The 21,845-nt window shown below is 72.4% G+C and carries 21 protein-coding genes; 9 read left to right on the forward strand and 12 right to left on the reverse strand.

The genetic code is table 11. The features are described 5' to 3' along the window. Positions 1-16: 16 nt before the first annotated feature. The 6 genes from IH26_RS0121490 to IH26_RS0121515 all read right to left on the reverse strand — a co-directional run bounded on the left by IH26_RS0121490 (position 17) and on the right by IH26_RS0121515 (position 5,704). Positions 17-559, reverse strand: a complete 543-nt coding sequence (locus IH26_RS0121490) for a cysteine hydrolase family protein (RefSeq protein WP_030438018.1) — start codon at positions 557-559, stop codon at positions 17-19. Continuing rightward, positions 556-1,410, reverse strand: coding sequence for a helix-turn-helix domain-containing protein (locus tag IH26_RS0121495; protein WP_051808375.1), 855 nt, complete (start codon positions 1,408-1,410; stop codon positions 556-558). The genes IH26_RS0121490 and IH26_RS0121495 overlap by 4 nt, the downstream gene beginning before the upstream one ends. A 40-nt stretch (positions 1,411-1,450) precedes the next feature. Next, positions 1,451-2,128 (reverse strand): hypothetical protein, encoded by a 678-nt coding sequence (locus IH26_RS0121500; RefSeq protein ID WP_030438020.1) that lies wholly within the window; start codon positions 2,126-2,128, stop codon positions 1,451-1,453. 199 nt (positions 2,129-2,327) lie between these two features. Continuing rightward, positions 2,328-3,926 (reverse strand): methyl-accepting chemotaxis protein, encoded by a 1,599-nt coding sequence (locus IH26_RS0121505; protein WP_030438021.1) that lies wholly within the window; start codon positions 3,924-3,926, stop codon positions 2,328-2,330. Positions 3,927-3,993: 67 nt separating this feature from the next. Then, complete coding sequence (locus IH26_RS0121510) at positions 3,994-5,103, reverse strand: hypothetical protein (protein ID WP_051808368.1); 1,110 nt, start codon at positions 5,101-5,103, stop codon at positions 3,994-3,996. Positions 5,104-5,137: 34 nt separating this feature from the next. Next, positions 5,138-5,704: a hypothetical protein gene (locus tag IH26_RS0121515; RefSeq protein WP_051808369.1), complete on the reverse strand. Its 567-nt coding sequence runs from the start codon at positions 5,702-5,704 to the stop codon at positions 5,138-5,140. A 71-nt stretch (positions 5,705-5,775) separates the two neighbouring features. Here IH26_RS0121515 and IH26_RS0121520 point away from each other — a divergent pair, with 71 nt between their 5' ends. Beyond that, positions 5,776-6,687, forward strand: coding sequence for a TAXI family TRAP transporter solute-binding subunit (locus IH26_RS0121520; RefSeq protein WP_030438024.1), 912 nt, complete (start codon positions 5,776-5,778; stop codon positions 6,685-6,687). Here IH26_RS0121520 and IH26_RS0121525 read toward each other — a convergent pair. Next, positions 6,684-7,175 (reverse strand): hypothetical protein, encoded by a 492-nt coding sequence (locus IH26_RS0121525; protein WP_157437304.1) that lies wholly within the window; start codon positions 7,173-7,175, stop codon positions 6,684-6,686. The two genes, IH26_RS0121520 and IH26_RS0121525, sit on opposite strands and share 4 nt — an antisense overlap. 109 nt (positions 7,176-7,284) lie before the next feature. Here IH26_RS0121525 and IH26_RS0121530 point away from each other — a divergent pair, with 109 nt between their 5' ends. The 6 genes from IH26_RS0121530 (at position 7,285) to IH26_RS0121555 (ending at position 14,181) form a co-directional block, all read left to right on the forward strand. Then, on the forward strand, positions 7,285-10,101 hold the full coding sequence (locus IH26_RS0121530) for an FAD-binding and (Fe-S)-binding domain-containing protein (protein ID WP_030438026.1): 2,817 nt from the start codon (positions 7,285-7,287) through the stop codon (positions 10,099-10,101). 9 nt (positions 10,102-10,110) lie between these two features. Continuing rightward, the gene (locus tag IH26_RS0121535) at positions 10,111-10,767 is read left to right on the forward strand and encodes a response regulator transcription factor (protein WP_030438027.1); all 657 of its coding nucleotides are present in this window, start codon (positions 10,111-10,113) and stop codon (positions 10,765-10,767) included. 105 nt (positions 10,768-10,872) lie between these two features. Beyond that, positions 10,873-12,231, forward strand: coding sequence for a sensor histidine kinase (locus IH26_RS0121540; RefSeq protein ID WP_030438028.1), 1,359 nt, complete (start codon positions 10,873-10,875; stop codon positions 12,229-12,231). Between the two features lie 31 nt (positions 12,232-12,262). After that, entirely contained in the window at positions 12,263-12,598 is a 336-nt protein-coding gene (locus IH26_RS0121545) for a PadR family transcriptional regulator (RefSeq protein ID WP_211268723.1), read from the forward strand. Between the two features lie 14 nt (positions 12,599-12,612). Continuing rightward, positions 12,613-13,149: a hypothetical protein gene (locus IH26_RS0121550; protein ID WP_030438030.1), complete on the forward strand. Its 537-nt coding sequence runs from the start codon at positions 12,613-12,615 to the stop codon at positions 13,147-13,149. Positions 13,150-13,197: 48 nt separating this feature from the next. Then, positions 13,198-14,181, forward strand: a complete 984-nt coding sequence (locus tag IH26_RS0121555; RefSeq protein WP_030438031.1) for an SEC-C domain-containing protein — start codon at positions 13,198-13,200, stop codon at positions 14,179-14,181. On the opposite strand, the gene IH26_RS0121560 is transcribed toward IH26_RS0121555, so the two are convergent. The 3 genes from IH26_RS0121560 to IH26_RS0121570 all read right to left on the reverse strand — a co-directional run bounded on the left by IH26_RS0121560 (position 14,178) and on the right by IH26_RS0121570 (position 18,467). Then, positions 14,178-15,413 (reverse strand): YncE family protein, encoded by a 1,236-nt coding sequence (locus IH26_RS0121560; protein ID WP_030438032.1) that lies wholly within the window; start codon positions 15,411-15,413, stop codon positions 14,178-14,180. The genes IH26_RS0121555 and IH26_RS0121560 overlap by 4 nt on opposite strands. 144 nt (positions 15,414-15,557) lie before the next feature. Further along, entirely contained in the window at positions 15,558-17,288 is a 1,731-nt protein-coding gene (locus IH26_RS0121565) for a putative bifunctional diguanylate cyclase/phosphodiesterase (RefSeq protein WP_030438033.1), read from the reverse strand. Between the two features lie 9 nt (positions 17,289-17,297). Continuing rightward, positions 17,298-18,467: an FIST signal transduction protein gene (locus IH26_RS0121570; protein ID WP_030438034.1), complete on the reverse strand. Its 1,170-nt coding sequence runs from the start codon at positions 18,465-18,467 to the stop codon at positions 17,298-17,300. A 79-nt stretch (positions 18,468-18,546) separates the two neighbouring features. On the opposite strand from IH26_RS0121570, the gene IH26_RS0121575 reads away from it, so the two are divergent. Continuing rightward, the gene (locus IH26_RS0121575) at positions 18,547-18,909 is read left to right on the forward strand and encodes a DUF1304 domain-containing protein (protein WP_030438035.1); all 363 of its coding nucleotides are present in this window, start codon (positions 18,547-18,549) and stop codon (positions 18,907-18,909) included. Positions 18,910-18,937: 28 nt separating this feature from the next. After that, a complete protein-coding gene (locus tag IH26_RS0121580) occupies positions 18,938-19,801 on the forward strand; it encodes an RNA polymerase sigma-70 factor (RefSeq protein ID WP_030438036.1) in 864 nt (287 codons plus the stop codon). On the opposite strand, the gene IH26_RS0121585 is transcribed toward IH26_RS0121580, so the two are convergent. Beyond that, positions 19,788-20,531 carry an SDR family oxidoreductase gene (locus tag IH26_RS0121585; RefSeq protein WP_030438037.1) on the reverse strand — a complete coding sequence of 248 codons (744 nt, stop codon included), beginning with the start codon at positions 20,529-20,531 and terminating at the stop codon, positions 19,788-19,790. The genes IH26_RS0121580 and IH26_RS0121585 overlap by 14 nt on opposite strands. Positions 20,532-20,614: 83 nt before the next feature. Then, complete coding sequence (locus IH26_RS0121590) at positions 20,615-21,811, reverse strand: MFS transporter (RefSeq protein WP_034215803.1); 1,197 nt, start codon at positions 21,809-21,811, stop codon at positions 20,615-20,617. Between the last annotated feature and the right edge of the window lie 34 nt (positions 21,812-21,845).

Below are 21,845 nucleotides of genomic sequence, written 5' to 3' on the forward strand. Positions count from 1 at the left end.
CGCAGGCCCTGGAGAACTAGCCCAGGCCCTCGAGAAATAGCTCGGACGTGGTGACCGTGGCCTGCCGGGGGAACACCTTCTCCAGCAGGACGCGGTGCACCTCGGGGTCGTTGTCGAGGCAGCAGTCGGCGAGGACGGTGATCTCGTAGTCGAGGTCGGCCGCCTGCCGCAGGGTGGAGAGCACCACCCCGCTGGTGGCGATGCCGGTCAGCACCAGATGCTCTATGCCCTGCGCCCGCAGCACCATCTCGAGGTCGCTGCCGGCGAACGCGGACACGCGGCGCTTGGTGACCAGGATGTCGCCCGGCTCCGGCGCCACGTCGGGGTGGATCTCGTTGGCCAGGCCGCCCATCCGGATCGTGACCTGCTTGAAGACCTTGTTGCGTGAGCTGATCTCGGGCGCCCCGGGCCGGAAGCCGATGGTCACGTAGATGATCGGCAGGCCCGCGCCGCGCGCCGCGCCGATCGTGGCACTCAGGCGCTTCAGCAGGCCGGGGTCGGGATAGCGGGCGACGATCGTCTCCTGCACATCCATCACCAGCAGAGCTGTTCCGGTCACGGCAATCCTTCCGTACGGGTGGCGGCGGCCCAGCTGGCGAGCAACCGGAGCGCGGTTTCGGACTCGGACCCCGGCTCGGCGGTGCCGGCGGCGATCCGCAGGTGGGGGTCGGTGACGAGGGTCAGTGACTGGAACGTCAGGGTGAGCGGCCCGACGACCGGGTGATGGAACCGCTTGACGCCGCTGCGCCGGGTCCGCACATCGTAGGCCGCCCACATTTCGCGAAATGTCCGGCTCTGGGCGCTCAACTCGGCCACCAGGGCGGCCAGCCGCTCGTCGCCGGGGCTCAGGCCGGCCGAAGCGCGCAGCATCGCCACCGCGTCGTGCGCCAGCTTGCGCCAATCCGGGAAGAAGGCCGCCGCGCCCGGGTCGAGAAAGAGGTAACGCGCCTGATTGACCGGCGAACCGGCGAACAGCGGGGCGAAGAGGGCACGCCCCAGCAGATTGGCCGCGAGAACATCGAGGCAGCCGTTCATCGCATACGCCGGGGCGTCGGTCATCGCATCCAGCAGGCGCTGCACCTCGGCGCCCGGCTGCACCTCGGCGCCCGGCTGGGGATCGCCCGGGCGGACGGACGGCGCGCCGTTCGCCGTGTGCACCAGGTCGAACAGGTGTTGCCGCTCGGCGTCGTCGAGCTGCAGCGCCCGCGCCACGGCGGCCAGCACGCTGTCGGAGATGCCCTGGCAGTGCCCGCGCTCGAGCCGTATGTAGTACTCCACGCTCACCCCGGCGAGCTGGGCCACCTCCTCCCGGCGCAGGCCGGCCACCCGCCGCAGGCCGTGCCCGGGCAGGCCGGCCCGCTCGGGCGTGATGCGCGCCCGGCGGGAAACGAGGAAGTCCCTGATCGCCACGGCCCCCACGGTAGAGCCGCCCGGGCGGCGGTGGGAGGCACTATCTCTCCCTGGCACCGCCGGAGTCGACCACTTCCGCGAGCCAGACCAGCGACGACGCATACGAGATCACGCTGGTCAGCTCCACCGCGCCGCGGGTGAAGTGCAGCAGCTCCCGGCCCCGTACGCTCCACGGCAGCAGGACGTGGCCGGTGGCGTGCGCGGCCCGCACCTCGGGCGTGCACCACTGCGCGACCGCGTGCGGGGCGTTCGTGCGAATCCGGAAGTCGCGGTCGAACGCCGGATCCCCACTGCCGGCGCTCCCCGGCCCGGCCACCTTGTTCTTGAGCTTGGCCAGCCCGCGCCGCGGCTCGACCGTCACCTCCGGCAGCGGCCGCGTCAGCGAGGTCACCACCACCGTGTAGTGATTGGTGTTCGAGGTGGTGCCCCCTTGCGCGTCGAAGGACACATCGGTCACCTCATACGCCGCGACGTGCACCGGCCTTTCCCGTACCGCCCCGGAAAGCATGAACGTGATACCGCGCGGATTCGCCCCCGGCAGCCGCCGCCACCAGTCCACCGGCGGCCGCTCCATGGCCGCCCACCCGTGCTGCTGCGCCCAGCTCTGAACCCGCTCCCACTGCCGGCGGCGGACCCGGCGTCCCCAGAGGACGGCGAGCACGGCCAGGCCCAGCAGCGTCCCGCAGATGACGCCGCCGGCCGCCACCGCATCGGTCATCCCGCCAGTCTGGCCGGACCGGTCAACCAACGGCCGGGAGCGGCGGCAGCGAGGGTGACCCACCGCCCGGGCCGGCCAGCCCGAGTTGCGGCACAGCCCGGATGCGGGCGGGTCCGGCGCCGGGACGGCAGCGAGGCCGCCTTGAAACGCGGGTACTTGTCCGGGCCCGTACGGTAACGGAATTTGAAGTTGGCCCCAGCTAGTAGCGAAATGTCGCGATGACGTGCTGCAGCTGGGTGGAGATCCGGGACAGGTCGGTGGCCGCGTTCTCGGTGGCGTCGGCGGCCTCCCGGGTGCTGGCGGTGACCTGCACGACATCGGCCAGCTGGGTGCTGATGTCGGCGGTGCCGCCGGCCGCGCGGGCCAGGTCGTCGGTCATTCCCTGGGTGGTGGCGCTCTGCTGCTCGACGGCCGAGGCGATGGTGTTCTGGAAGTCGTTGATGGTCCCGATGATCTGGCCGATCCCGGAGATCGAGTCGACCGCCTCCTTGGCGTCGCGCTGGATCGCCTCGATCCGGCGGCTGATCTCCTCGGTCGCCTTCGCGGTCTCCTGGGCCAGGTCCTTCACCTCGCCTGCCACCACCGCGAAGCCCTTGCCGGTCTCCCCCGCCCGGGCCGCCTCGATGGTGGCGTTGAGCGCCAGCAGGTTGGTCTGCTCGGCGATCGCGGTGATCGTCTTGACCACGCTGTCCACCTCGGCCGAGGACGCGTCCAGTTTGGTCATCAGCTTCTCGGCCTCGGCGGCGGTGTCGACCGCGCTGGAGGCGACCTTCGCGGCCTCGCTCGCGCTGACCGCGATCTCCCGGATCGCGGCGCCCATCTGCTCGGCGCCGCCGGCGACCGCCTGCACGCCGGCGGTGACCGCCTCGGCCGCCTGGTCGATCGAGCCGATCCGGCCGGAGGCCTGTTCGACGCTGCCGGCCAGGCTGCGGCTGGCACCCTGCATGTCCTCGGAGCGCTGGGCCAGCCCGGAGCTGGCGTCGGCCAAGGTCTGCATCGCCGACCGCATGTGGTCGACCGCCTCGCCGGCCGAGCGGGACATCCGGCCGATCTCGTCGGCGCCCGGGTCGGCCGGCCGGGCGCGCAGGTCGCCCGACGCCATCGCGGACATCATCTCGGCCAGCGAGGACAGCCGCCGGGTCAGGAGGCGGGCGGAGAGCAGCGCGATCACCCCGGCCAGCAGGATGCCGAGCAGCAGGGTGCCGGTGATCGTCGTACGGGCGTTGCCGGCGGCCCGCTGAGCGGCGGCCGACGCGGCGGCGGCCGACGCCTGCGAGGTCTTCTTCAGGTCGCCGATGTAGCCGACGGCCTGCGCGATCGTCGGATTCAGCTTCTCGACGCGGAACGCGTTCCACTCGGCCGTCTTCCCGGCCTTCTTCAGGGCGACCGCCTGCTGGCGGTACGCCAGGTACTGCTCCCAGGAGGCCTGGATCTGGGCCATCGCCGTCTTCTCGGCCGCGGTCACCTGGAGTTGGCCGTACCCGGAGATCCCCGCGGTCGCCTGGTCCATCAGCTCGGCCGCCTGGTCGTTGTAGGCCTTGGCCTTGGCCGCGTCGTCGGTGGTGGTGCCGGACAGCGACGCCCACCGCGCGTGCCAGATGATCTGCTCGATCTCCTGCACGGCACTGAGCGGAACCAGCGATTTCCGGTAGATCGCGTCGGCCCGGTCGGCGATGACGTTCATGCGCAGGATGCCGACGATCCCGACGACGACCGCGACGACCAGTCCGGTCGCCGCCGCCGCCAGAAGGTTGCTGCGCATGCTCATCGACCGCATGCGCTGTCCGAGGGCCACCATGTTCCTCACGATAGGAGTCCGGCCCGTTTGCCAGTGTTGCTTCCGGTCTACCGGATTCGTCCGACTTCTAGGCGGGCGGTTTGTCCGGCACCCGGATACTGTTGAGCACTGTCTGGCCCTGCTGGTCAACCAACCTGGTGAACAGCTGCTGGGCGTAGCCGAAGACCAGCGCCCACGCCAGGATCTGGGCCGAGGTGTCCAGCGCGCTGAGGCCCGGCACGAACTGGCCGCGCATCAGCAGCAAACCGAGGAACGCGGTGATCGCGCCGGTCGGCAGCTTCAGGGCGGCGAGGGCGACCGGCAGGCCGTAACGCTCGGACGAGCCGCGGATGCGGCGGATGGCGGCCGCGCCCGCGACGGTGGCGGCGGCGAGGCCGACCAGTTCGACGATCAGCAGGTCGCCGGGCTCGGCGGTGGCCGCCACCACGTTGTCGATGTCCTGGCGCGGGGCGTTCGACGAAGGGGCGCCGCCGTCCTGGGATGGGGTGAACCGGTCGGATTGCGCGGTCGGGCAGACCACGACCGCCGTGCCGGACTCCTCGGGGGCGAAGCAGAGCGGGATCAGCGACCGGTCGGCGAACCCCAGCAGCGCCACACCGACCGCCAGCAGGGTCATCACGATCGCCGTGCCCATCACGATGTTGCGGAAGCTGCGCAGCCGGATCCGCTCACGCAGGGCCGCCGCGCTGGCCGCCCGCACCGCCGTGACTATCTTGCCGCGGTCCTGGTCGATGACCTTCAGCCAACCCGCCAGTTCGTCGTCGGCGGCCGCGGTGGTCTCCAGGCCGTTGCCGACCCGGTGCGCGATCCGCTCGAACTCGCGCCGGCCCGGATCGGTGGCCGGCAGGTGGGCCTGGATGTCGCGCAGCAGGCTGGGCATCTGCCCGAGCACGTAGTCGGCCGGCGCGGTGTTGAGGATGTGCGCCTCGGCCGCGGCCAGGTTGCCGGCCGAGCGCTCCATCAGCGGCCCGGTGCGGAAGACCCGCCGCCGGGTCGTCGCCGCCTGCCGGGCCGCGTCCAGATGGGCCTGGATCGCGGCGGCGAGGACCTGATCGCGCGGGTTCTGCGAGCGGCACCAGCCGGCCAGCGCCTCGAGTTCCTTGGCCCGGGTGAGCGTGCCCTCGCGCCAGGCCACCCAGACCGGCCCGCCGACCGGCTCGATTCCGTTGATGTCCATATCCTGCAGAGGCCGCGGGCCCGGGCGGGATACGTCAGGCGGCCGACAGCACCCCGGCGGGGACGGCGACCATGAAGCAGCCGGGCCGGCGGGACACCTCGGTGGCGACGTCGAGCAGGCGGGCCGCGCGGACCAGGACGGCGGCCATCTCCTGCTCGCTCAGCCGGACCGACATCAGGTCGCCGCGCTTGCGGCGGCCGCCGGCCAGCATCGCCGCGCGCCAGGCGGCGTGCGCGAGGGTCACCCGCAGGGTGTGCCGGGGGGACGAGGCGCCGAGCGTCTCGTTGCCGAGCAGTGCCTGCCGGCCCTGCCGCCAGGCCGCCGCGATCATCCGCTCGGTGGCCGCCCGCTTCGCCTCCGGCACGTGCACCCGCTGCAGGTCGTACCGCCGCCGGCCGCCCCCCGTTTGCACCTCGTGCGCCGCCGCAACGCCGAGGCGGGTGAGCAACGAAGTCAGGCGGCCGGCGGCGTCCCCCCGGTCGAACTCGATCACGGCGGGCGGGCGTCCCTGGGCGAACCCGCAGCGGACGAGGCAGGCCGCCTCGAAGGCCGTCGGCAGCGCGGCGGCCGGCACGATGTCCCGGGCCGGATCCTGGTTCATCCCGTTACCGTGACCGATCGGGCCGTTCGGCGGGTACACCGGCGGCGCGGACTTGAGGGAAACTTGCGCCGGTGAGACGACGCGGCTTCCTGACCGGACTGGCCGCCATGACGCTTGCCGGTTGCGTGGGGCGGCCGCCACGGCATCGCGTCGTCCGGATAGCCACCGGCAGCCGCAACGCGGTCTACTACGCGCTGGGCACGGCGCTGGCCCGGATCATCGATCAGGACCTGCCGAACACCGACGCCAGCGTGCTGGTCACCGCCGCGTCCGCGGAGAATGTGCAGCTCGTCGCGTCGGGCCGGGCCGAGGTCGGGTTCACCCAGGCGGACGTCCTGGTCTCCGGGGGCGATTCCGCGCCGTCGATGGTCGCGCTGGCCCGGGTGTACGACGACCTCCTGCACCTCGTCGTGCGGGGCGACGGGACGATCCGTACCCTCGAAGATCTTGAAGGAAAGAAGGTGTCGGTCGGCGCCCAGGGCTCGGGCACGGTGGTGACGGTGCGCCGGCTGCTGACCGTGGCCCGGATGAACGGCCTCGACGAGCGCCAGCTCAGCCTGGACGACTCGGTCGCGGCGCTGACCGCCCGCCAGATCGACGCGTTCTTCTTCTCCGGCGGGCTGCCGGTCGCCGGGATCAAGGAGCTCAGCGCGAAGGTCCCGACGCGCCTGGTCGACCTCTCCAAGTGGGCCGGCGACCTGCGCAAGACCTACAGCGACGTGTACGTCGTCCGGGACGTCCCGCTGTCCGCGTACCAGATGCCGGCCGTCGCCACCGTGGCCGTGCCCAACCTGCTGGTCGTCCGCTCGTCGATGGACGACGACCTGGCCTTCGACCTGACCCGGCTGCTGCTGGAGCGCCGCGAGGTGCTGGCCGCGGCGCACCCGGCGGCGGAACGGCTGGACATCCGGTCGGCGATCGCCACCCTCCCGGTGCCGCTGCACCCGGGCGCGGCCCGCTACTACCGCTCGATCAAACCCTAGTCGGAGGCGTGCGACTTCGCCTTGACCGTCACCGCGATCTCGGCGACGGTGACCTCCTCGTCCCAGCGGTCCGGCAGCCGCGCCGGGCCGACCCGGGTGCGCTCGACCCGGCCGGGAAGCTCGATCCGCATGGTGATCCAGGCCGCCCCGCCGGCCCGATCGTGCCGGGTCACCTCGATCTTCTCGACTTCCCCGCGGGCGTACGTGTGGGTCGAGCCGTTCGCCCGCACCACGGTCAGCTCGCCGCCGCCGAGCCGCATCTCGACCACTTTCCGCCGGTCGCGCAGGAACTCGCCGAGCGCGGCCAGGATCGCGAGCAGCGGCAGCGTGCTGAGCAGCAGGAGAACCGGGAGCGTCCCCTTGCCGGACCCGGCGCAGGTCGCGATGACCACCGGAAGCAGGAAGATCCCGACCAGCGGGCCGCCGCTGGTGCGCAAGGTGTGGAAGCGATCCGCATTGTTGGAGTACCAGGTCACCGGTTCGGCCACGCCCCCATCGTGGCCGATCATCGCAACCGCCGGGCAAAACTGTCCCACCCCCTGGGTAGCGTCCGGGGAGGTGATGGGCAGGGCGTGCGGTGATGGAAAGGTCAGGCACATGAGTGAGGCGAGTGAGCTGGTGCGCCGGCTGCGCGGGGCGGGGATCGCCGACGTGCTCGATGATGCGACCAACCGCTCGATGTATGCGTCCGATGCCTCGCTCTACCGCATCGTGCCGCAGGCGGTGGTGCGGCCCCGGGCGGATGACGAGGTGGCCGCGGCGCTGTCGGTGTGCCGCGAGCTCGGTGTGCCGGTCACCGCTCGCGGGGCCGGGACGTCGGTGGCCGGCAACGCGATCGGCCCGGGCGTGGTGCTCGATTTCAGCCGCCATCTGGGCAGCGTCCTCGAGGTGGACCCGGCGAGCCGCACGGCGCGGGTGCAGGCCGGCACGGTGCAGGCCGTGCTGCAGGCGGCCGCCAAGCCACACGGGCTGCGGTTCGGGCCCGACCCGTCGACGCACACCCGGTGCACGATCGGCGGGATGATCGGGAACAACTCGTGCGGGTCGCGGACGCTGGGCTACGGGCGCACCTCGGACAATGTGGTGGGGTGGAGCGCGCTCACGATCGACGGCTCGCGGCTGGTCGCGCGCGGCACGGTCACCGACGGCGCGGAGAAGATCACCAGTACGTTGCAGGACGTGATCGGCCGAAATCTTGCGGTCGGGCGCACCGAATTCGGGCGATTCGGGCGACAGGTCTCCGGCTACGCGGTCGAGCATCTGCTGCCGGAGCACGGCTTCAATCTCACCGAATTCCTGGTCGGCAGCGAGGGCACGCTCGCGGTGGTCACCGAGGCGACCGTCCGTCTCGTCGCAGATCCGAAATATCGGATACTGGTGGTGCTGGGCTATCCGGACTTCGGCACCGCCGGCGACGCGGTGCCGGAAATCCTGGAGTTCAAGCCGACCGCCTGCGAGGGCATCGACTCACGGATCTGCGACATCGTGCGCGCTCGCCGCGGGCCGGGGGCGGTGCCTCCGCTGCCGGGCGGGCAGGCGTGGCTGATGGTCGAGATCGCCGGGGACGATCTGGGCGAGGCCCGGGAACAGGCTTCGCGGCTCGTGGCATCGGCGGGGGCGGTCGACACCCTGATCGTCGAAGACCCGGTTCAGGCGGCGCCGCTGTGGCGTATCCGTGAGGACGGGGCAGGGCTCGCCGGGCGGGCGCCCTCGGGGCTCCCCGCGCACGGCGGCTGGGAGGACGCGGCCGTCCCGCCCGCGAAGATCGGGGCGTACCTGCGGGACTTCGACGCGCTCTGCGTGCAGCACGGGCTGAGCAACATGCCGTACGGGCATCTCGGCGACGGGTGTGTGCACGTCCGGCTCGACTTCCCGCTCGACAAGCCCGGCGGCACCGGGAAGTTCCGGGCGTTCCTCGAGGACGCCGCCGATCTGGTGGTGAGCTACGGCGGGTCGCTCTCCGGCGAGCACGGCGACGGCCGGGCCCGCAGCGAGCTGCTGAGCCGGATGTATTCGCCGGCCGCGATCGGCCTGTTCCGGGAGATCAAGGGCACCTTCGACCCGGGCAACCTGCTCAACCCGGGCACCATCGTCGACCCCGACCCGGTCGACGCGAACATCCGGGTGGCCCAGGCCCGGCCGGTGCGTACGAAGCTGGCGCTGGCGTACCACGCCGATCACGGGGACTTCAACCAAGCCGTGCACCGGTGCACCGGGGTCGGCAAGTGCCGGGCCGATACCTCCGTGCTCGGCGGCGTGATGTGCCCGTCCTACCTCGCGACCAGGAACGAGAAGGACTCGACCCGGGGCCGGGCGCGGGTGCTGCAGGAGATGCTCGACGGTGATCTTGCGCCCGGCTGGCGGGCGGAGGCCGTACACGATGCTCTCGATCTTTGTTTGTCCTGCAAGGGATGCGCGAGCGACTGCCCGACCGGGATCGACATGGCGGCCTACAAGGCCGAGGTGCTGCATCAGAGCTACAAGCGGCGGGTGCGGCCGCGATCGCACTACTCGCTCGGGTGGCTGCCTCGGTGGTCGCGGTTGGCGGCCAAGATGCCGCGTCTCGCCAATCTCACGGTCAGCTTGCCAGGGCTTCGCCGTTTTGCCCTCTTTGCGGCTGGTGTCGACTCCCGCCGGGGGATTCCGAAGTTCGCGAGTCAGACATTTCGCCAGTGGTTCGGCGATCGCGCCGCGGAAACCGGCAAACCGGTCATTCTTTTCGTGGACAGCTTCACCGATCACTTCGATCCGGAGATCGCGAAGGCCGCCGTCGAGCTGCTCACCGACGCCGGGTACGCGCCCCGGATCACCAGCAAGGCGGCGTGCTGCGGGCTGACCTGGATCTCGACCGGGCAGCTGGACGCGGCGAAGCGGATCCTCGGCCGGACCGTCGACGAGTTGAGCGAGGCGGCCGCGAGCGGAATCCCGATCGTCGGGCTCGAGCCGTCGTGCACCGGCGTGCTCCGCGGTGATCTGCCGGAACTGCTCGACGGCGAAGGGGCGCGCCAGGTCAGCGCCGCGACCGTGACCGTCGCCGAGTTGCTGGCCCGCACCGAGGGCTGGACGCCGCCGTCGCTCGCCGGCCGGACGGTGATCGCCCAGCCGCACTGCCACCACCACGCGGTGATGGGCTGGGAGGCCGACGCCAAGCTGCTGAAGGCGGCCGGCGCCGAGGTGGTGCGGCTCGGCGGGTGCTGCGGGCTGGCCGGCAACTTCGGGGTCGAGCGCGGGCACTACGAGGTGTCGGTGCGGGTCGCCGAGCAGCAACTGCTGCCGGCGCTGCGGCGGTCGGAACCCGGGGACGTCTTCCTCGCCGACGGGTTCTCCTGCCGGACCCAGTCGGCGGATCTCGCCGGCGTGCCCGGCACCCACCTCGTGCAACTGCTGGCCCGGGCCAGGGAGGGAATGAAGTAAATTCGCCGCGTGCGGATACTGCTGGTGGAGGACGACCGCCGGGTCAGCGCGGTCATGGTCTCGATGCTGCAGCGCCGCGGCTACGAGGTCGAGCACGCCGCGACCGCCACTGCGGCGCTCGAGGCCGCCCCGTGCGACCTGGTGCTGCTCGACATGAACCTGCCCGACGGCGACGGGCTGGACGTGTGCCGCGCGCTGCGGGCCCGCAACGATCAGGTCGGCATCATCGCGGTCACCGCCCGCGGCGAGGAGCGCGACCGGATCACCGGCCTGCGCGTGGGGGCCGACGACTACGTGGTCAAGCCGTTCTCGATGGCCGAGCTGGAGGCCCGGATCGAGGCGCTGCTGCGGCGCAGCGTCCGGCAGCCGCCGCCGGCCCGGCAGGTCGCCGAGATCGGCCCGCTGCGGATCGATCACGCCGCCCGCACCGTGCACGTCGGCGACGAGCCGGTCACGCTGACCCGCAAGGAGTTCGACGTGCTCGCCTCGCTGGCCCGGCAGCCCGGCGTCGCGCTGTCCCGGGAGCGCATCCTGCTCGACGTCTGGCAGACCACCTGGTCGGGCAAGCACACGCTGGAGGTGCACGTCGCCTCGCTGCGCGCGAAGCTCGGCCGCCCCGATCTGGTGGAGACGGTCCGCGGCGTCGGCTACCGCCTGCGGGCTTAGGGTCTGTGTCGAAGTGGGGGCCGGAGCGAGGCGAGGTCCAGGCGTCGTCTGGGCCACGCCGCAGCCCGTCTCCCACTTCGACACAGACCCTACCGGGGAGGTGCCGTGCGCAACCGGCTGGTCGGCACCTACGTGCTGCTGCTGTTCATGGTGCTGGTCGCGCTCGAGGTGCCGTTCGCGATCGCGCTGAGCAACCGGGAGACCGAGCGGGTGGCCGCCGACCGGCTCGCCGACGCCACCCGGTTCGCCTCGCTGGCCGCGCCGGCCCTGCGCAGCGGCGAGCTCGAGTCGCTCAAGGACGAGCTGCGCAGCTACTACACCCTGTACGGGATCGCCACCATGGTGGTCAACCAGGACCAGCAGGTGCTCAGCGTCTACGGCGCCCCGGTGGCCGATTTTGACACCGTGGCCCGGGGCGCGCTCGCCGGTCGGCAGGTCAGCACCCCGTCGACCCTGTGGCCGTGGCAGTCGCAGCGGCTGATCGTCGCGGTGCCGGTCAGCGACGGCGGCGCGGTGCTCGGCAGCATCCTGCTCGCCTCCCCCACCGGGCACGGCCGCCGCTCGGTGGTGGTCTCCTGGCTGGCCCTGGGCATCGGCGGGCTGCTCGCCGTGGTGGCTTGCGTGGTCACCGCCCACTGGCTGGCCGGCTGGGTGCTGCGGCCGGTGACCAGGCTGGACGCGGCGGCGCACGAGATCACCGCCGGGGACAGCGCGGCCCGGGTGCAGCCCGGCCTGGGGCCGCCGGAACTGCGCCGGCTGTCGGCCAGCTTCAACGAGATGGCCGACGCGATGGCCGAGTCGATGGAGCGGCAGCGGTCGTTCGTCGCGCACGCCTCGCATCAGCTGCGGAACCCGCTGACCGTGCTGCGGCTGCGGATCGAGGACCTGGGCGACTCCACCGACCCGGACGACCACAGCGCCCTTCTGGCCGAAACCGATCGCTTCGCCGACGTGCTGGACGGCTTGCTCGCGCTGGCCCGCGCCGAGCGGGGTCGCCCCTCGGTGATCGCCGTCGACGCCGCCGCGGTGACCCGGAAGCGCGTCGAGGCGTGGCAACCGCTGGCCGACCGGCGAAAGATCGAGCTGGTCACCGCGGTGCCGTCCGGGCCGCTGCCGGCCTGCTTCGTCGCCACCGGGCTCGACCAGGCGCTGGACGCGCTGATCGACAACGCCCTCAAGTTCACGCCGGCCGGCGGGCGGGTCGAGGTGGCCGCCGGGGCCTCCGACGGCGGGGTGCTGATCTCCGTACGGGACACCGGGCCGGGCCTGACGTCGTCGCATCTCGCGCTGGCCACCGAGCGGTTCTGGCGCGCGCCGGACGCCCAGAACGTCGACGGCGCCGGCCTGGGCCTCTCCATCGTCACCGTGCTGATCGAGGCCTCCGGCGGCCGCTTCACCCTGGAGCCCGCGGACGGCGGCGGCCTGCTCGCCAGGATCTGGGCGCCCGGCGAGGGCACTACTTGACAATCTCAAGTACCTGCCTTTGTATAGGAGTGTGACCGAGACACACGACCCCCAACTGCTGAAGGGGGTGCTGTCCCTGCTGCTGATGCACCTGCTGGCCGAGCGCGAGTCGTATGGCTACGAGGTGGTTCAGCGGCTCCAGGCGGCCGGCTTCGCCGACGTGCTGGAGGGCAGCGTCTACCCCGCGCTGACCCGGCTGCAGCGGGAGGGCCGGGTGGAGACCCGGCTCGTCCCGTCGACGAGCGGCCCGGCCCGCAAGTACTACCGACTGACCCCGGCCGGCCGCGACGCCCTCGCCGCGGGCACGAAGACGTGGGCGCGGCACATCGCCGCCGTCGACGCCGTGCTCTCCCGCCCGCTCCCCTAGAAAGGATCTTCGCCATGCTCGACCGGCTCCGCATCGAACGCCTCGTCTGGTCCCTCGACCAGCGGCTGTACGACCTGCCCCGCGCCCAGCGCATCGCGACCCGCCGCGAGGTGCGCGCCAACCTGATCGAGGCCGCCCGCGACGTCGGCGCCACCGAGGCGCTGCGCCGGATCGGCGGCAGCCGCGAGCTCGCCCGGCAGTACCTGGCGGCCGAGTTCGGCGACCGGCTGCACGCCTCGTGGGTCGGCGCCGCCTACGGCGCCACGCTCACGCCGCTGCTGCTCAACTTCTTCCTCAGCGAGGCCGGCCGGGCCTTCCAGGACGGCGTGACCGCCGGCGTCCCGCACGCCACCGGCACCTACGTCTGGTCCGGCGTGACCTGGCTGCAGTCGGCCACCACGTACACCTTCACCGACGGCACGCCCACCACGAGCGGCGGCGCCTGGACCCCCCTCACCTACGTGCTGTTCCTCGCCATCACGGTCGCCGCCGGCCGGCTGTGGCGCTTCCGCCTCCGGCGGCACCGGGCCGTGGCCGCCACGGTCCGGTGAGACCCAGATCAACAGCAATTTGGCGTACGGGCGCAGTACCGTGACGGCGTGCCACTCAAAGCCGATGTGACCAGTGCCGACCTGAAATCGATCCGGGAGTCCGCCCTGGGCGCCGCCGACCCGCTCGGCATCGCCGCCGACCTGGCGGAAGCGGCCGAGGCCGGGCGGCTGGCCGACCCGGACGACGCGGGGCAGGCGCTCACCCTCGCCGCCGAGATCGCGGAGAGCCGCTCGAAGCTCGACGCCGCCCTCCGGTACGCCTCGCGGGCCGTCGAGGCGTACGGGGACCGGTCGGACGGCGACGTCGTGAACGCCAAGGCGGTCCGCGCGCGGATCCTGTTCCGGGCCGGCCGCGCCGACGAGGCGATGGCCGAGGTCGAGCCGCTCCGGCCGCAGCTCACCGAGTATCCGGACGCGGCCGCGTACGTGAGCGCGGCGCTGGCCGCGGGCGGGCAGCTCAAGGTCGCCGAGGAGTGGCTGACCGAGGCCCTGCGGTCGGCGCTGGCGTCGCGGGGTGAGCCGGCCGAGCCGGAGGGCGTGCTCTTCTTCCTGCTGCAGCAGCGGCACCGGGTGCGGCACGCGCTCGGCCTGCAGCACGATCAGCACGACAACCTCGCCGAGAAGCTGGAGACCCGGCTGGCCAACGCGACGGCCCGCGCGGCCGAGGCTCCGGGGGACGACCTGCTGTTCTTCCCGAAGCCCGAGTTCGAGGCCGCGCTGGCGAAGTGGCCGGCGCTCGCCCCGGCGTACGGCGCGGACTGGGACGAGCACCGGGCCCACCTGGAGCGGGAACTGGTCCGGCTGGCCGGCACCGGACGGGCCGGACTGACCCTGCTGCCGGCGACGGTGGCCGGGCTGACCGCGTTCGCGGGCGGCGACGGCGACGCGACCGACCCGAAGATCCGGGCCGGCTACGCCGAGCGGATCGCCGGCGGCACCGGCCAGATCGCGTGGCCGCCGGAGCGGAACGGGGCCTGCTGGTGCGGCTCCGGCCTCAAGTACAAGAAGTGCTGCCTGCCCCGCTCCCGTTAACGGAGGATCCCGGTGTGGCCGAGGGAGTAGCGGCCGGGCTGGGGCCAGACGCAGAGGCCGTGCGGCTGCTTGCCCACCTTGATGCGGGCGAGCAGCTTCCCGGTGGTGGTGTCGATCGCGTACACCTCGGCGTTGTAGCGGCCGGAGAGCCAGAGGACCTTGCCGTCGGCGGAGACGCCGCCCATGTCGGGGCTGGTGCGGCCGGGCAGCTTCCACTTCTTGACGACCGTACGGGTGGCGAAGCTGATCAGGGAGATGCTGCCCTCGCCGCGGTTGGCGACGTACAGGTACTTCGAGTCGCGGCTCGGGTAGAGGCCGTGCGCGCCGTCGCCGGTGGGCAGGAACGTCGGGGTGGTGAACTTGTCGCCGTCGAGGATCCAGACGCCGCTGGTCTGCATGTCGGCGACGTACCACGTCTTGCCGTCCGGCGAGATCTTGATGTCCTGCGGCATCGGCATCTCGCCGGGCAGGCGCAGCTGGGCGATCACCTTGTGCGCGACCGTGTCGACCTTGATGAGGTCGCCGGAGAACTCGCAGGTCACGATGAAGTACCGGCCGTCGGGCGAGAAGTCGGCGTGGTTGACGCCGGAGCACTTGACCGGGAGCACGTCCTTGACCGCCATGGTGTGCGGGTCCCGGAAGACGATCTCCTTCCGCTGCTCCTCCATCACCACCGCGTACTTGCCGTCCGGGGTGAAATAGAGGTTGTACGGGTCCTCCACCGGGACCGACTTGCCGACCGTGCCGGTGACCGGGTTGATCGGGGTCAGCGCGTTGCCGGTGTCGTCGTTGACCCAGAGCGTCTTGAGGTCCCAGGCCGGCACCACGTGCTGCGGGCCCTTGCCGACCGGGACGGTGCGCAACACCTTGTAGGTACGCGGGTCGAGCACGCTGACGGTGTTGCTGTCCAGGTTGGGCACGTACACGAGCGACTTGTCGTTTCGCACGACCGGGGAGAGAGCGTTGGGCCGGTCCGCGGCGTAGAGGTCGTCGGCGACCAGCGGCGGCGGCATGCCGGGCAGCAGGTGCGCGGCCGTCGCAGTGTCGGCGGACTCCTCCCGGCCGGGCGCGGCCGAGCCGGTCGCCGCCGGCGAGCCCTGGACCCAGGTGTCACCCGGGCGGGTGCTGCCCGCCGCGCGCACGGCGGAACAACCGGCGACCAGCGGCAACGCCAGCAGAGCGGCCGCGCCCAGAGCGGTCCGGACACGTGCACGACTGAGCGAACTGGTCACCGATATCCCCCCGGAGCGGGTCGCCGCAGTGGCCGGCGACCTTCGTGATCGACACCTTAGGACGCCCTGGCAAGGCGGGGAGTACCCACTCTGTGCGAGTGTCATCACATCGGTTGACATCCGTTTCGCGGGGCTACTCACCGTTCAGGCCGCGACCGGGGTCAGCACCTCCGGGTCGGCCGGGCGGCCCAGATGGAAGCCCTGCCCCAGGTCGCAGCCCAGGCGGCGCATCGCGACCAGCTGGGCCTCGGTCTCGATGCCCTCGATCACCGTGCGCAGGCGCAGGGCGCGGGCCAGGTCGACCATCGCCCGGAGCACGGCCAGGTCACCGGCCGTGAGGTAGCCGTGGGCGATGAAGGCCCGGTCGATCTTCAGCTCGTCGACCGGGAGGCGTTGCAGGTAGGACAGCGACGAGTAGCCGGTGCCGAAGTCGTCGACGGCCAGGCCCACGCCGAGCGCCTTCAGGTCGGTGAGGCGGGCGATCGCGGCGGCCGGGTCGCTCATCAGCACCGACTCGGTCAGCTCCAGGGTGAGCGCGGTGGGCGGCAGGCGGAACTCGGCCAGCATCCGCCGCACGTCGCCGGCGAAGGACGGGTCGGTCAGCTGGCGGGCCGCGACGTTGAGGTTCACCCGCAGGCCGGGCCGGCTCCGGCGCCAGCGGGCCAGCTGGGCGCCGGCCGACCGGAGCACCCAGCGGCCGATCTCCATGATCAGGCCGTTCTCCTCGGCCATCGGGACGAAGTCGGCCGGCGCCAGGTAGCGGCCGTCCGGGTGGCGCCAGCGGACCAGCGCCTCGACGCCGGCGGTGGCGCCGTCGGCCAGCCGGACCAGCGGCTGGTACTGCAGGTGGAACTCGCCGTGCTTGAGCGCGTGCTGCAGGTCGCTGGTCAGGGTGAGCCGGGTCAGCGCCTCGGCGTGCATCTGCTGGGCGAAGACGACGACCTTGCCGGGGCCCTCCTTCTTCGCCCTGTACATCGCGACGTCGGCGTTGCCGAGCAGGTCGCCGGGGTCGGCCGGGGCGGCGGCGCTGTGCGTGGCGACGCCGATGCTGGCGCCGATGAACACGTCCCGGCCGAAGATCGGGAACGGGCGGCGGACGGCGTCGATCAGCCGTTCCGCGATCGGGACGGCGTCGTCGGTGGTCGTGTCGTCGAGCAGCACGGCGAACTCGTCGCCGCCGAGCCGGGCGCCGACGTCGTCGGGGCGCAGGCAGTGCCGGATCCGGCCGGCCACGGCGGCGAGCAGTTCGTCGCCCGCGCGGTGGCCGAGACTGTCGTTGACCGCCTTGAACCGGTCCAAGTCGATGAAGAGCACGGTGGTGGGCGTGCCGAGGCGTACCTTCTCCTCGAGTTTTTCCAGGAACAGCACCCGGGTCGGCAGGCCGGTCAGCGAGTCGTGCCGCGCCTCGCGCAGCGACTCCAGCAGGGCCAGCCGCTCGGCGGCCTCGCGCTCACGCTCCTCGCGCAGCCGGCGTTCGGCACTGAGCAGGGTGATGTTGTCCAGGGCCAGGCCGAGGGTCTGCGCCATGGCCTGCAGCAGCTGCCGCTCCTCCGGGCTCAGCGGCTCGCCGGCCCGAGCCACCAACAGGTCGCCGCGGTGCTCCGCGCCGAACCGGGCGGACGCGACGTGCAGCTCGTCCAGCCCGGCCACGTCGATCGTCGCGGCCTCGGCGGCGGCCGACAGCGCGGCGTCCAGGTCGTCGCCCGGCATGCCCCAGGCCACCTCGACCCGGCCGTCGATCAGCACCGCGCCGACCTCGGCCTCCAGCACCTCGCTGGCGCGCTCCATGGCGACCATCGTCGCCGAGCGCTCGTCGCGTGACGAGCCGACCGCGGCGAAGAATTCGGTGAGCTGGTGGGTCGACCAGTGATTCACCGCTCCCCCTCAGGCCAGGGCCAGCGTGACCAACGTGAAGTGGTGCATGCCGAGCGCGCCGCGCACGCGGGCGATCTCGCCGTTGGTGTAGAAGCCGCCGTACGGGACGCCGCCCAGTTCCTTGCCGATGGCGGCCATCTCCTGCCGGAGGCCGTCGTCGCCGAGGACGGTGCGGCGGCCCACGCAGTCGAACGCCAGCAGGCCGATCGCCGACTGGCCGCCGAGCCCGTCGAGGGCCTGGGCAGCGGAGTCGCGGGCGCCGTCGACCAGCGCGTCGTGGTCGGTCTCCATCAGCCAGGTCAGCGCGCCCTGCGGCACGTCGGCCAGGCAGAGCAGCGAGCGGTCCGCGCGGTCGCCGCCATGGATCACCCGGATGTCCTCGCCGGTGCGGCGGGACATCCCGAGCGGGTGCAGGAACACCCGCTCCCGGAAGGTCTCCTCGTCGTCGAGGACCGACTCGTCCAGGCCGAGCCGGCGCAGCAGCACGTCGAGCGCGGGCTCGCCGTCGAGCTCGAAGACCCGCCCGTCCCGGCTGCTGGTGACGACCATCGCGGCGCCCTGCTTGCGCCAGCCGTGCGCGATCCCGATGCCGAGCGGTGCGTCCGAGCCGAGTGCGATGCCGATGCCCGCGTCGGTCATGATCTCCACGCCGTCCCGCCCGCCGTGGAACTGATAGGTGCGGTCGTAGGTGAGGTCGTCGCCGGCGCAGCCGCCGACCAGCGGGGCCGCGGCGCCGACCACCGAGAACGCGCCGCGGACCAGCTCGTGCTGGTTGCCGGTGAGCCCGTCGCAGATCACCAGCAGGGCCCGGTGCGGCCGGTCGATCCCGGCCAGGCAGCCGGCGATCTCGGCGCCGGCCGCGCGCAGGCGAGGGGTGACCTCCCGGGCGACCCGGGCGCGGGCGGAGAAGCCCTCGCCGCCCAGCGCGACCACCGCGACCCCGTACCCGGCGGCCTCGCCGGTCGCCATCTGGCCCGAGGTGGTGCACCCGACGATCACCGTCGCCGGGCCGACCCGGGAGCGGACCTCGTCGAGCATGGCCGGCACGTGGTAGCCGACCGAGCAGAACACGAGCGCGAGGACCGGCTCCCGCCCCGCGAAGGCCGCCTCGGCCGCGGCGGCACCGGCCGCCGCCGGGTCCGACAGGGCGCTCTGTCCGGCGCCAAACCAGCGAATCATGGCCCGTGCATCGGCCGGGACCGGCCGGACTTGAGGGTTCACTGTCTCCGGGCGGGACCATCCGGCAGAATGCCCGATCATGAACGCTGTCGGGTTGATCTTCGCGCTGATCGCGGCCCTCATCCACGTCTACATCTTCGTGCTGGAGAGCGTGCTGTTCCCCCGCCCGTCGGCGCACAAGACCTTCGGGGTGGCCGAGGCGGACCTGCCGGCGGTCCGGCCGTGGGCCTTCAACCAGGGGTTCTACAACCTGTTCCTGGCGGTCATCGCGGTGGTCGGGGTGATCCTGCACGACCCGGCGGGCAAGGCGCTGGTCGGGGCCGCCTGCGGGAGCATGCTGGCGGCGGCGCTGGTGCTGCTGGCCACGAATCGCCGCATGCTCCGCGCCGCCGCCGTGCAGGGGCTCGCCCCGCTGATCGCCCTGGTGTCGCTCTTCTTCTAGGGCCCGGATCACCAAAGGGAGACGGAACATGGCAGGGGATCTGGACGAGGCGGCCGAGGTCTTCACCGAGGCGCGGCCGCGGCTGTTCGGGATCGCCTACCGCATGCTGGGCAGCGCGACCGAGGCCGAGGACCTGGTGCAGGACGTCTGGCTGCGGTGGCAGGGCTACGACCGCGATTCGGTACGGAACCCGGGCGCGTTCCTCGCCACGACCACCACCCGGCTGGCGATCAACGAGCTGCAGTCGGCCCGCGCCCGGCGGGAGACGTACATCGGGCCGTGGCTGCCCGAGCCGGTGGACACCAGCGCCGACCCGTACCTGGGCGCCGAGCGGGGCGAGGCGCTCGAGTTCGCGGTGCTCCTGCTGATGGAGAAGCTGACCCCGAACGAGCGCGCCGCCTACATCCTGCGGGAGGCGTTCGACTACCCGTACGGGCAGATCGCGGACATCCTGCAGTCGACCGAGCCGGCCGTACGGCAACTGGTCAGCCGGGCCCGCAAGCACGTGGCCGGCGAGCGCAAGGTCCCGGTCTCCGAGGAGATGCAGCGCGAGCTGCTGGCCACCTTCCTCGAGGCGGCCCGCTCCGGCGACCTGGCCGCGCTGGAGAGGCTGTTCGCCGCCGACGTGGCGAGCATCGCCGACGGCAACGGCGCGCGGCAGATCTCCCGCAAGATAGTGGCCGGCGCGACCCGGGTCGCCACCTTCGTCGCGGCGTTCTCGAGCTGGTACTGGGCGGGCGTCGAGGTCCGCCACGTCACCATGAACGGGCGGCCCGGCGCGGTCATGAGCAAGGACGGCAGGCTGCTCGGCGCCGTCACGCTGACCGCGTCGGCGGACGGCATCGAGCAGCTGCTGTGGATGATGAACCCGGAAAAGCTCAGCTCGCTCTAGCGGCGAGCCACTCCCGGAACGTCGTGCTCGCGAGCACCGCGCCGGGCGGCGCGATGAGCACGTCGCCCTTGACCGCGGCGAACATCCCGGCGGTGTGGTCGAGCACGACCGTACGCTTGTCGCCCTTGGCCGCCAGCGCCACCCGGCCCAGCTCGTCGAGCGTGAAGACCTCCGGCCCGCCGACGTTCCGGATGCCGTTCAGCGGCTCCCCCATGCTGACCTCGGCGACCGCCGCGGAGACGTCCGCGGAGGCCATCGGCTGCACCGGCGTGTCCGGCAGGCGCACGGTGTTCTCGTCCGAGGTCCAGGACAGGACCGCGTCGACGAACTCGAAGAACTGGGTGGCCCGGACGATCGAGTACGGCACCGGCCCGGCCTCGAGGATCTTCTCCTGCAACGTCTTGGCCTGGTAGTAGACCAGCTCGGGCACCTGGTCGACGCCGACGATCGAGAGGATCACCGCGTGCCCGACCTCCTCCCGCGCGGCGGCGGCCAGCAGGTTGTCCATGCTGGTCCGGAAGAACGCCGGCGAGGCGTCGTCGAAGGTCGGCGAGTTGGTCAGGTTGACCACCACCTCGGCGCCCTTGAGCGCCGTGTCCAGCCCCTCCCCGGTGATCAGGTTGACCCCGTTGGTCAGGGAGTACGGCACGGCCTCGTGCCCGGCCCCGTTCAGGATCGTGACGACCTGCGACCCGATGAGCCCGGTTCCGCCCATAACGGCGATCTTCATGCTTCTCACACCCTCCGCTTGCTGCCTGTTGCCAGTACTGACAAGACAGGCCGCGGGGTTGTGACAGCCCGTTTCCGACAGGCTCAGCGCGGCGCGGTCGCCGGCGCCGGGATCACCGCCGGCTCGTTCGGCAGCCGGCGCAGCGCCCGCACCACCGGCAGCGTCGCGACCAGGCCGAGCACCGGGATGAGGAACGCCGTCCGCAACCCGATCGGCTCGGACAGCGCGCCCAGCAGCACCGCACCGACCAGCGCGCCGCCGTAGTTGAACAGGTTGACCCGGGCGATCACCTCGTCGCTGTTGCCCGGCGCCGCGTGCCCGGCCGCGCTGAACGCCAGCGGCACCAGGATGCCCACCCCGACGCCGGAGAGCGCGAACCCGATGATCGCCGGGACGATCAGCGGCATGGCCACCACGATCGCCAGCCCGGCCGCACAGGCCAGCAGGCAGCCGATCGCGGCCACCGCCCGCCCGACCCGGGGCACCACGTGGTCGCCGGCCAGCCGGGAGACCAGCACCGTCGCCTGGTACGCGGCGTAGCCGAGCGGCACCACCGCGGCCGTGGCGAGCAGCGAGTCGTGCAGGTACACCGAGCTCCAGGTGCTCACCGCCGAGTCGACCAGGAACGCGGTGAAGATGAACGCGCCGCACACCCACACCACGTGCCGGGTGCCGTCGTGGCGTTTCCCGTCGCCGGTGTGCTCGGGCAGCACGGTCCGGGCCGGCTCGAGCGACCCGAAGCCGAGCGCCACGACCAGCGCGGCGAACACGGCGGCGGCGCCGACCGAGAGGGCCGCTCCCCCGCCCGAGGCCGCGTTGCCGGACATCAGGAGCGCGGCGGTGATCGCGGCGGCGGTGTAGGCGGCGAACAGCCGGCTCATCACGCTGCGCCCGAGCCGGGCCTGCACCAGGACACCCTGCATGCTCAGGCTGGCGTCGACGGCGCCGAGGCCGATCCCGTACCCGATGAGGATGGCGGTGAACAGCGGCGTGGGCGTGGAGAACGTGGTCAGGCCCAGCCCGGCCGCGACCGCGAGCAGGCCGCCGCTGAGCGCGTACCGGCTGCCCCAGCGCGCCGCGATCTTGTCAGCCAGCATCGAACCACCGGCGGCCGCCACACAGACCAAGAGCAAGATCACTGAGACGTACGCGTCGCTGATGTGCTGCCGGGACTTGAACGCCGGCAGCGCGGTCACCACCGCCGCATAGCCGAAGCCCTGTGCGGCATACCCGGCCCCGATCCACGTGACCCGCCGCCGGCCGCTCACCTCATTGCGCATCAACGGATCATCCCGGGTAACCCCGGTCACACAA

The sequence above is a fragment of the Actinoplanes subtropicus genome, assembly GCF_000721705.1.
Taxonomy (GTDB): Bacteria; Actinomycetota; Actinomycetes; order Mycobacteriales; family Micromonosporaceae; genus Actinoplanes; species Actinoplanes subtropicus.

Coding starts and splice junctions, on each gene's coding strand:
- IH26_RS0121590 (WP_034215803.1), bottom strand. CDS start 21,811: ATGCGCAATGAGGTGAGCGGCCGGCGGCGGGTCACGTGGATCGGGGCC.
- IH26_RS0121530 (WP_030438026.1), top strand. CDS start 7,285: ATGAGTGAGGCGAGTGAGCTGGTGCGCCGGCTGCGCGGGGCGGGGATC.
- IH26_RS0121585 (WP_030438037.1), bottom strand. CDS start 20,531: ATGAAGATCGCCGTTATGGGCGGAACCGGGCTCATCGGGTCGCAGGTC.
- IH26_RS0121570 (WP_030438034.1), bottom strand. CDS start 18,467: ATGATTCGCTGGTTTGGCGCCGGACAGAGCGCCCTGTCGGACCCGGCG.
- IH26_RS0121505 (WP_030438021.1), bottom strand. CDS start 3,926: ATGGTGGCCCTCGGACAGCGCATGCGGTCGATGAGCATGCGCAGCAAC.
- IH26_RS0121580 (WP_030438036.1), top strand. CDS start 18,938: ATGGCAGGGGATCTGGACGAGGCGGCCGAGGTCTTCACCGAGGCGCGG.
- IH26_RS0121500 (WP_030438020.1), bottom strand. CDS start 2,128: ATGACCGATGCGGTGGCGGCCGGCGGCGTCATCTGCGGGACGCTGCTG.
- IH26_RS0121510 (WP_051808368.1), bottom strand. CDS start 5,103: ATGGACATCAACGGAATCGAGCCGGTCGGCGGGCCGGTCTGGGTGGCC.
- IH26_RS0121515 (WP_051808369.1), bottom strand. CDS start 5,704: ATGAACCAGGATCCGGCCCGGGACATCGTGCCGGCCGCCGCGCTGCCG.
- IH26_RS0121550 (WP_030438030.1), top strand. CDS start 12,613: ATGCTCGACCGGCTCCGCATCGAACGCCTCGTCTGGTCCCTCGACCAG.
- IH26_RS0121575 (WP_030438035.1), top strand. CDS start 18,547: ATGAACGCTGTCGGGTTGATCTTCGCGCTGATCGCGGCCCTCATCCAC.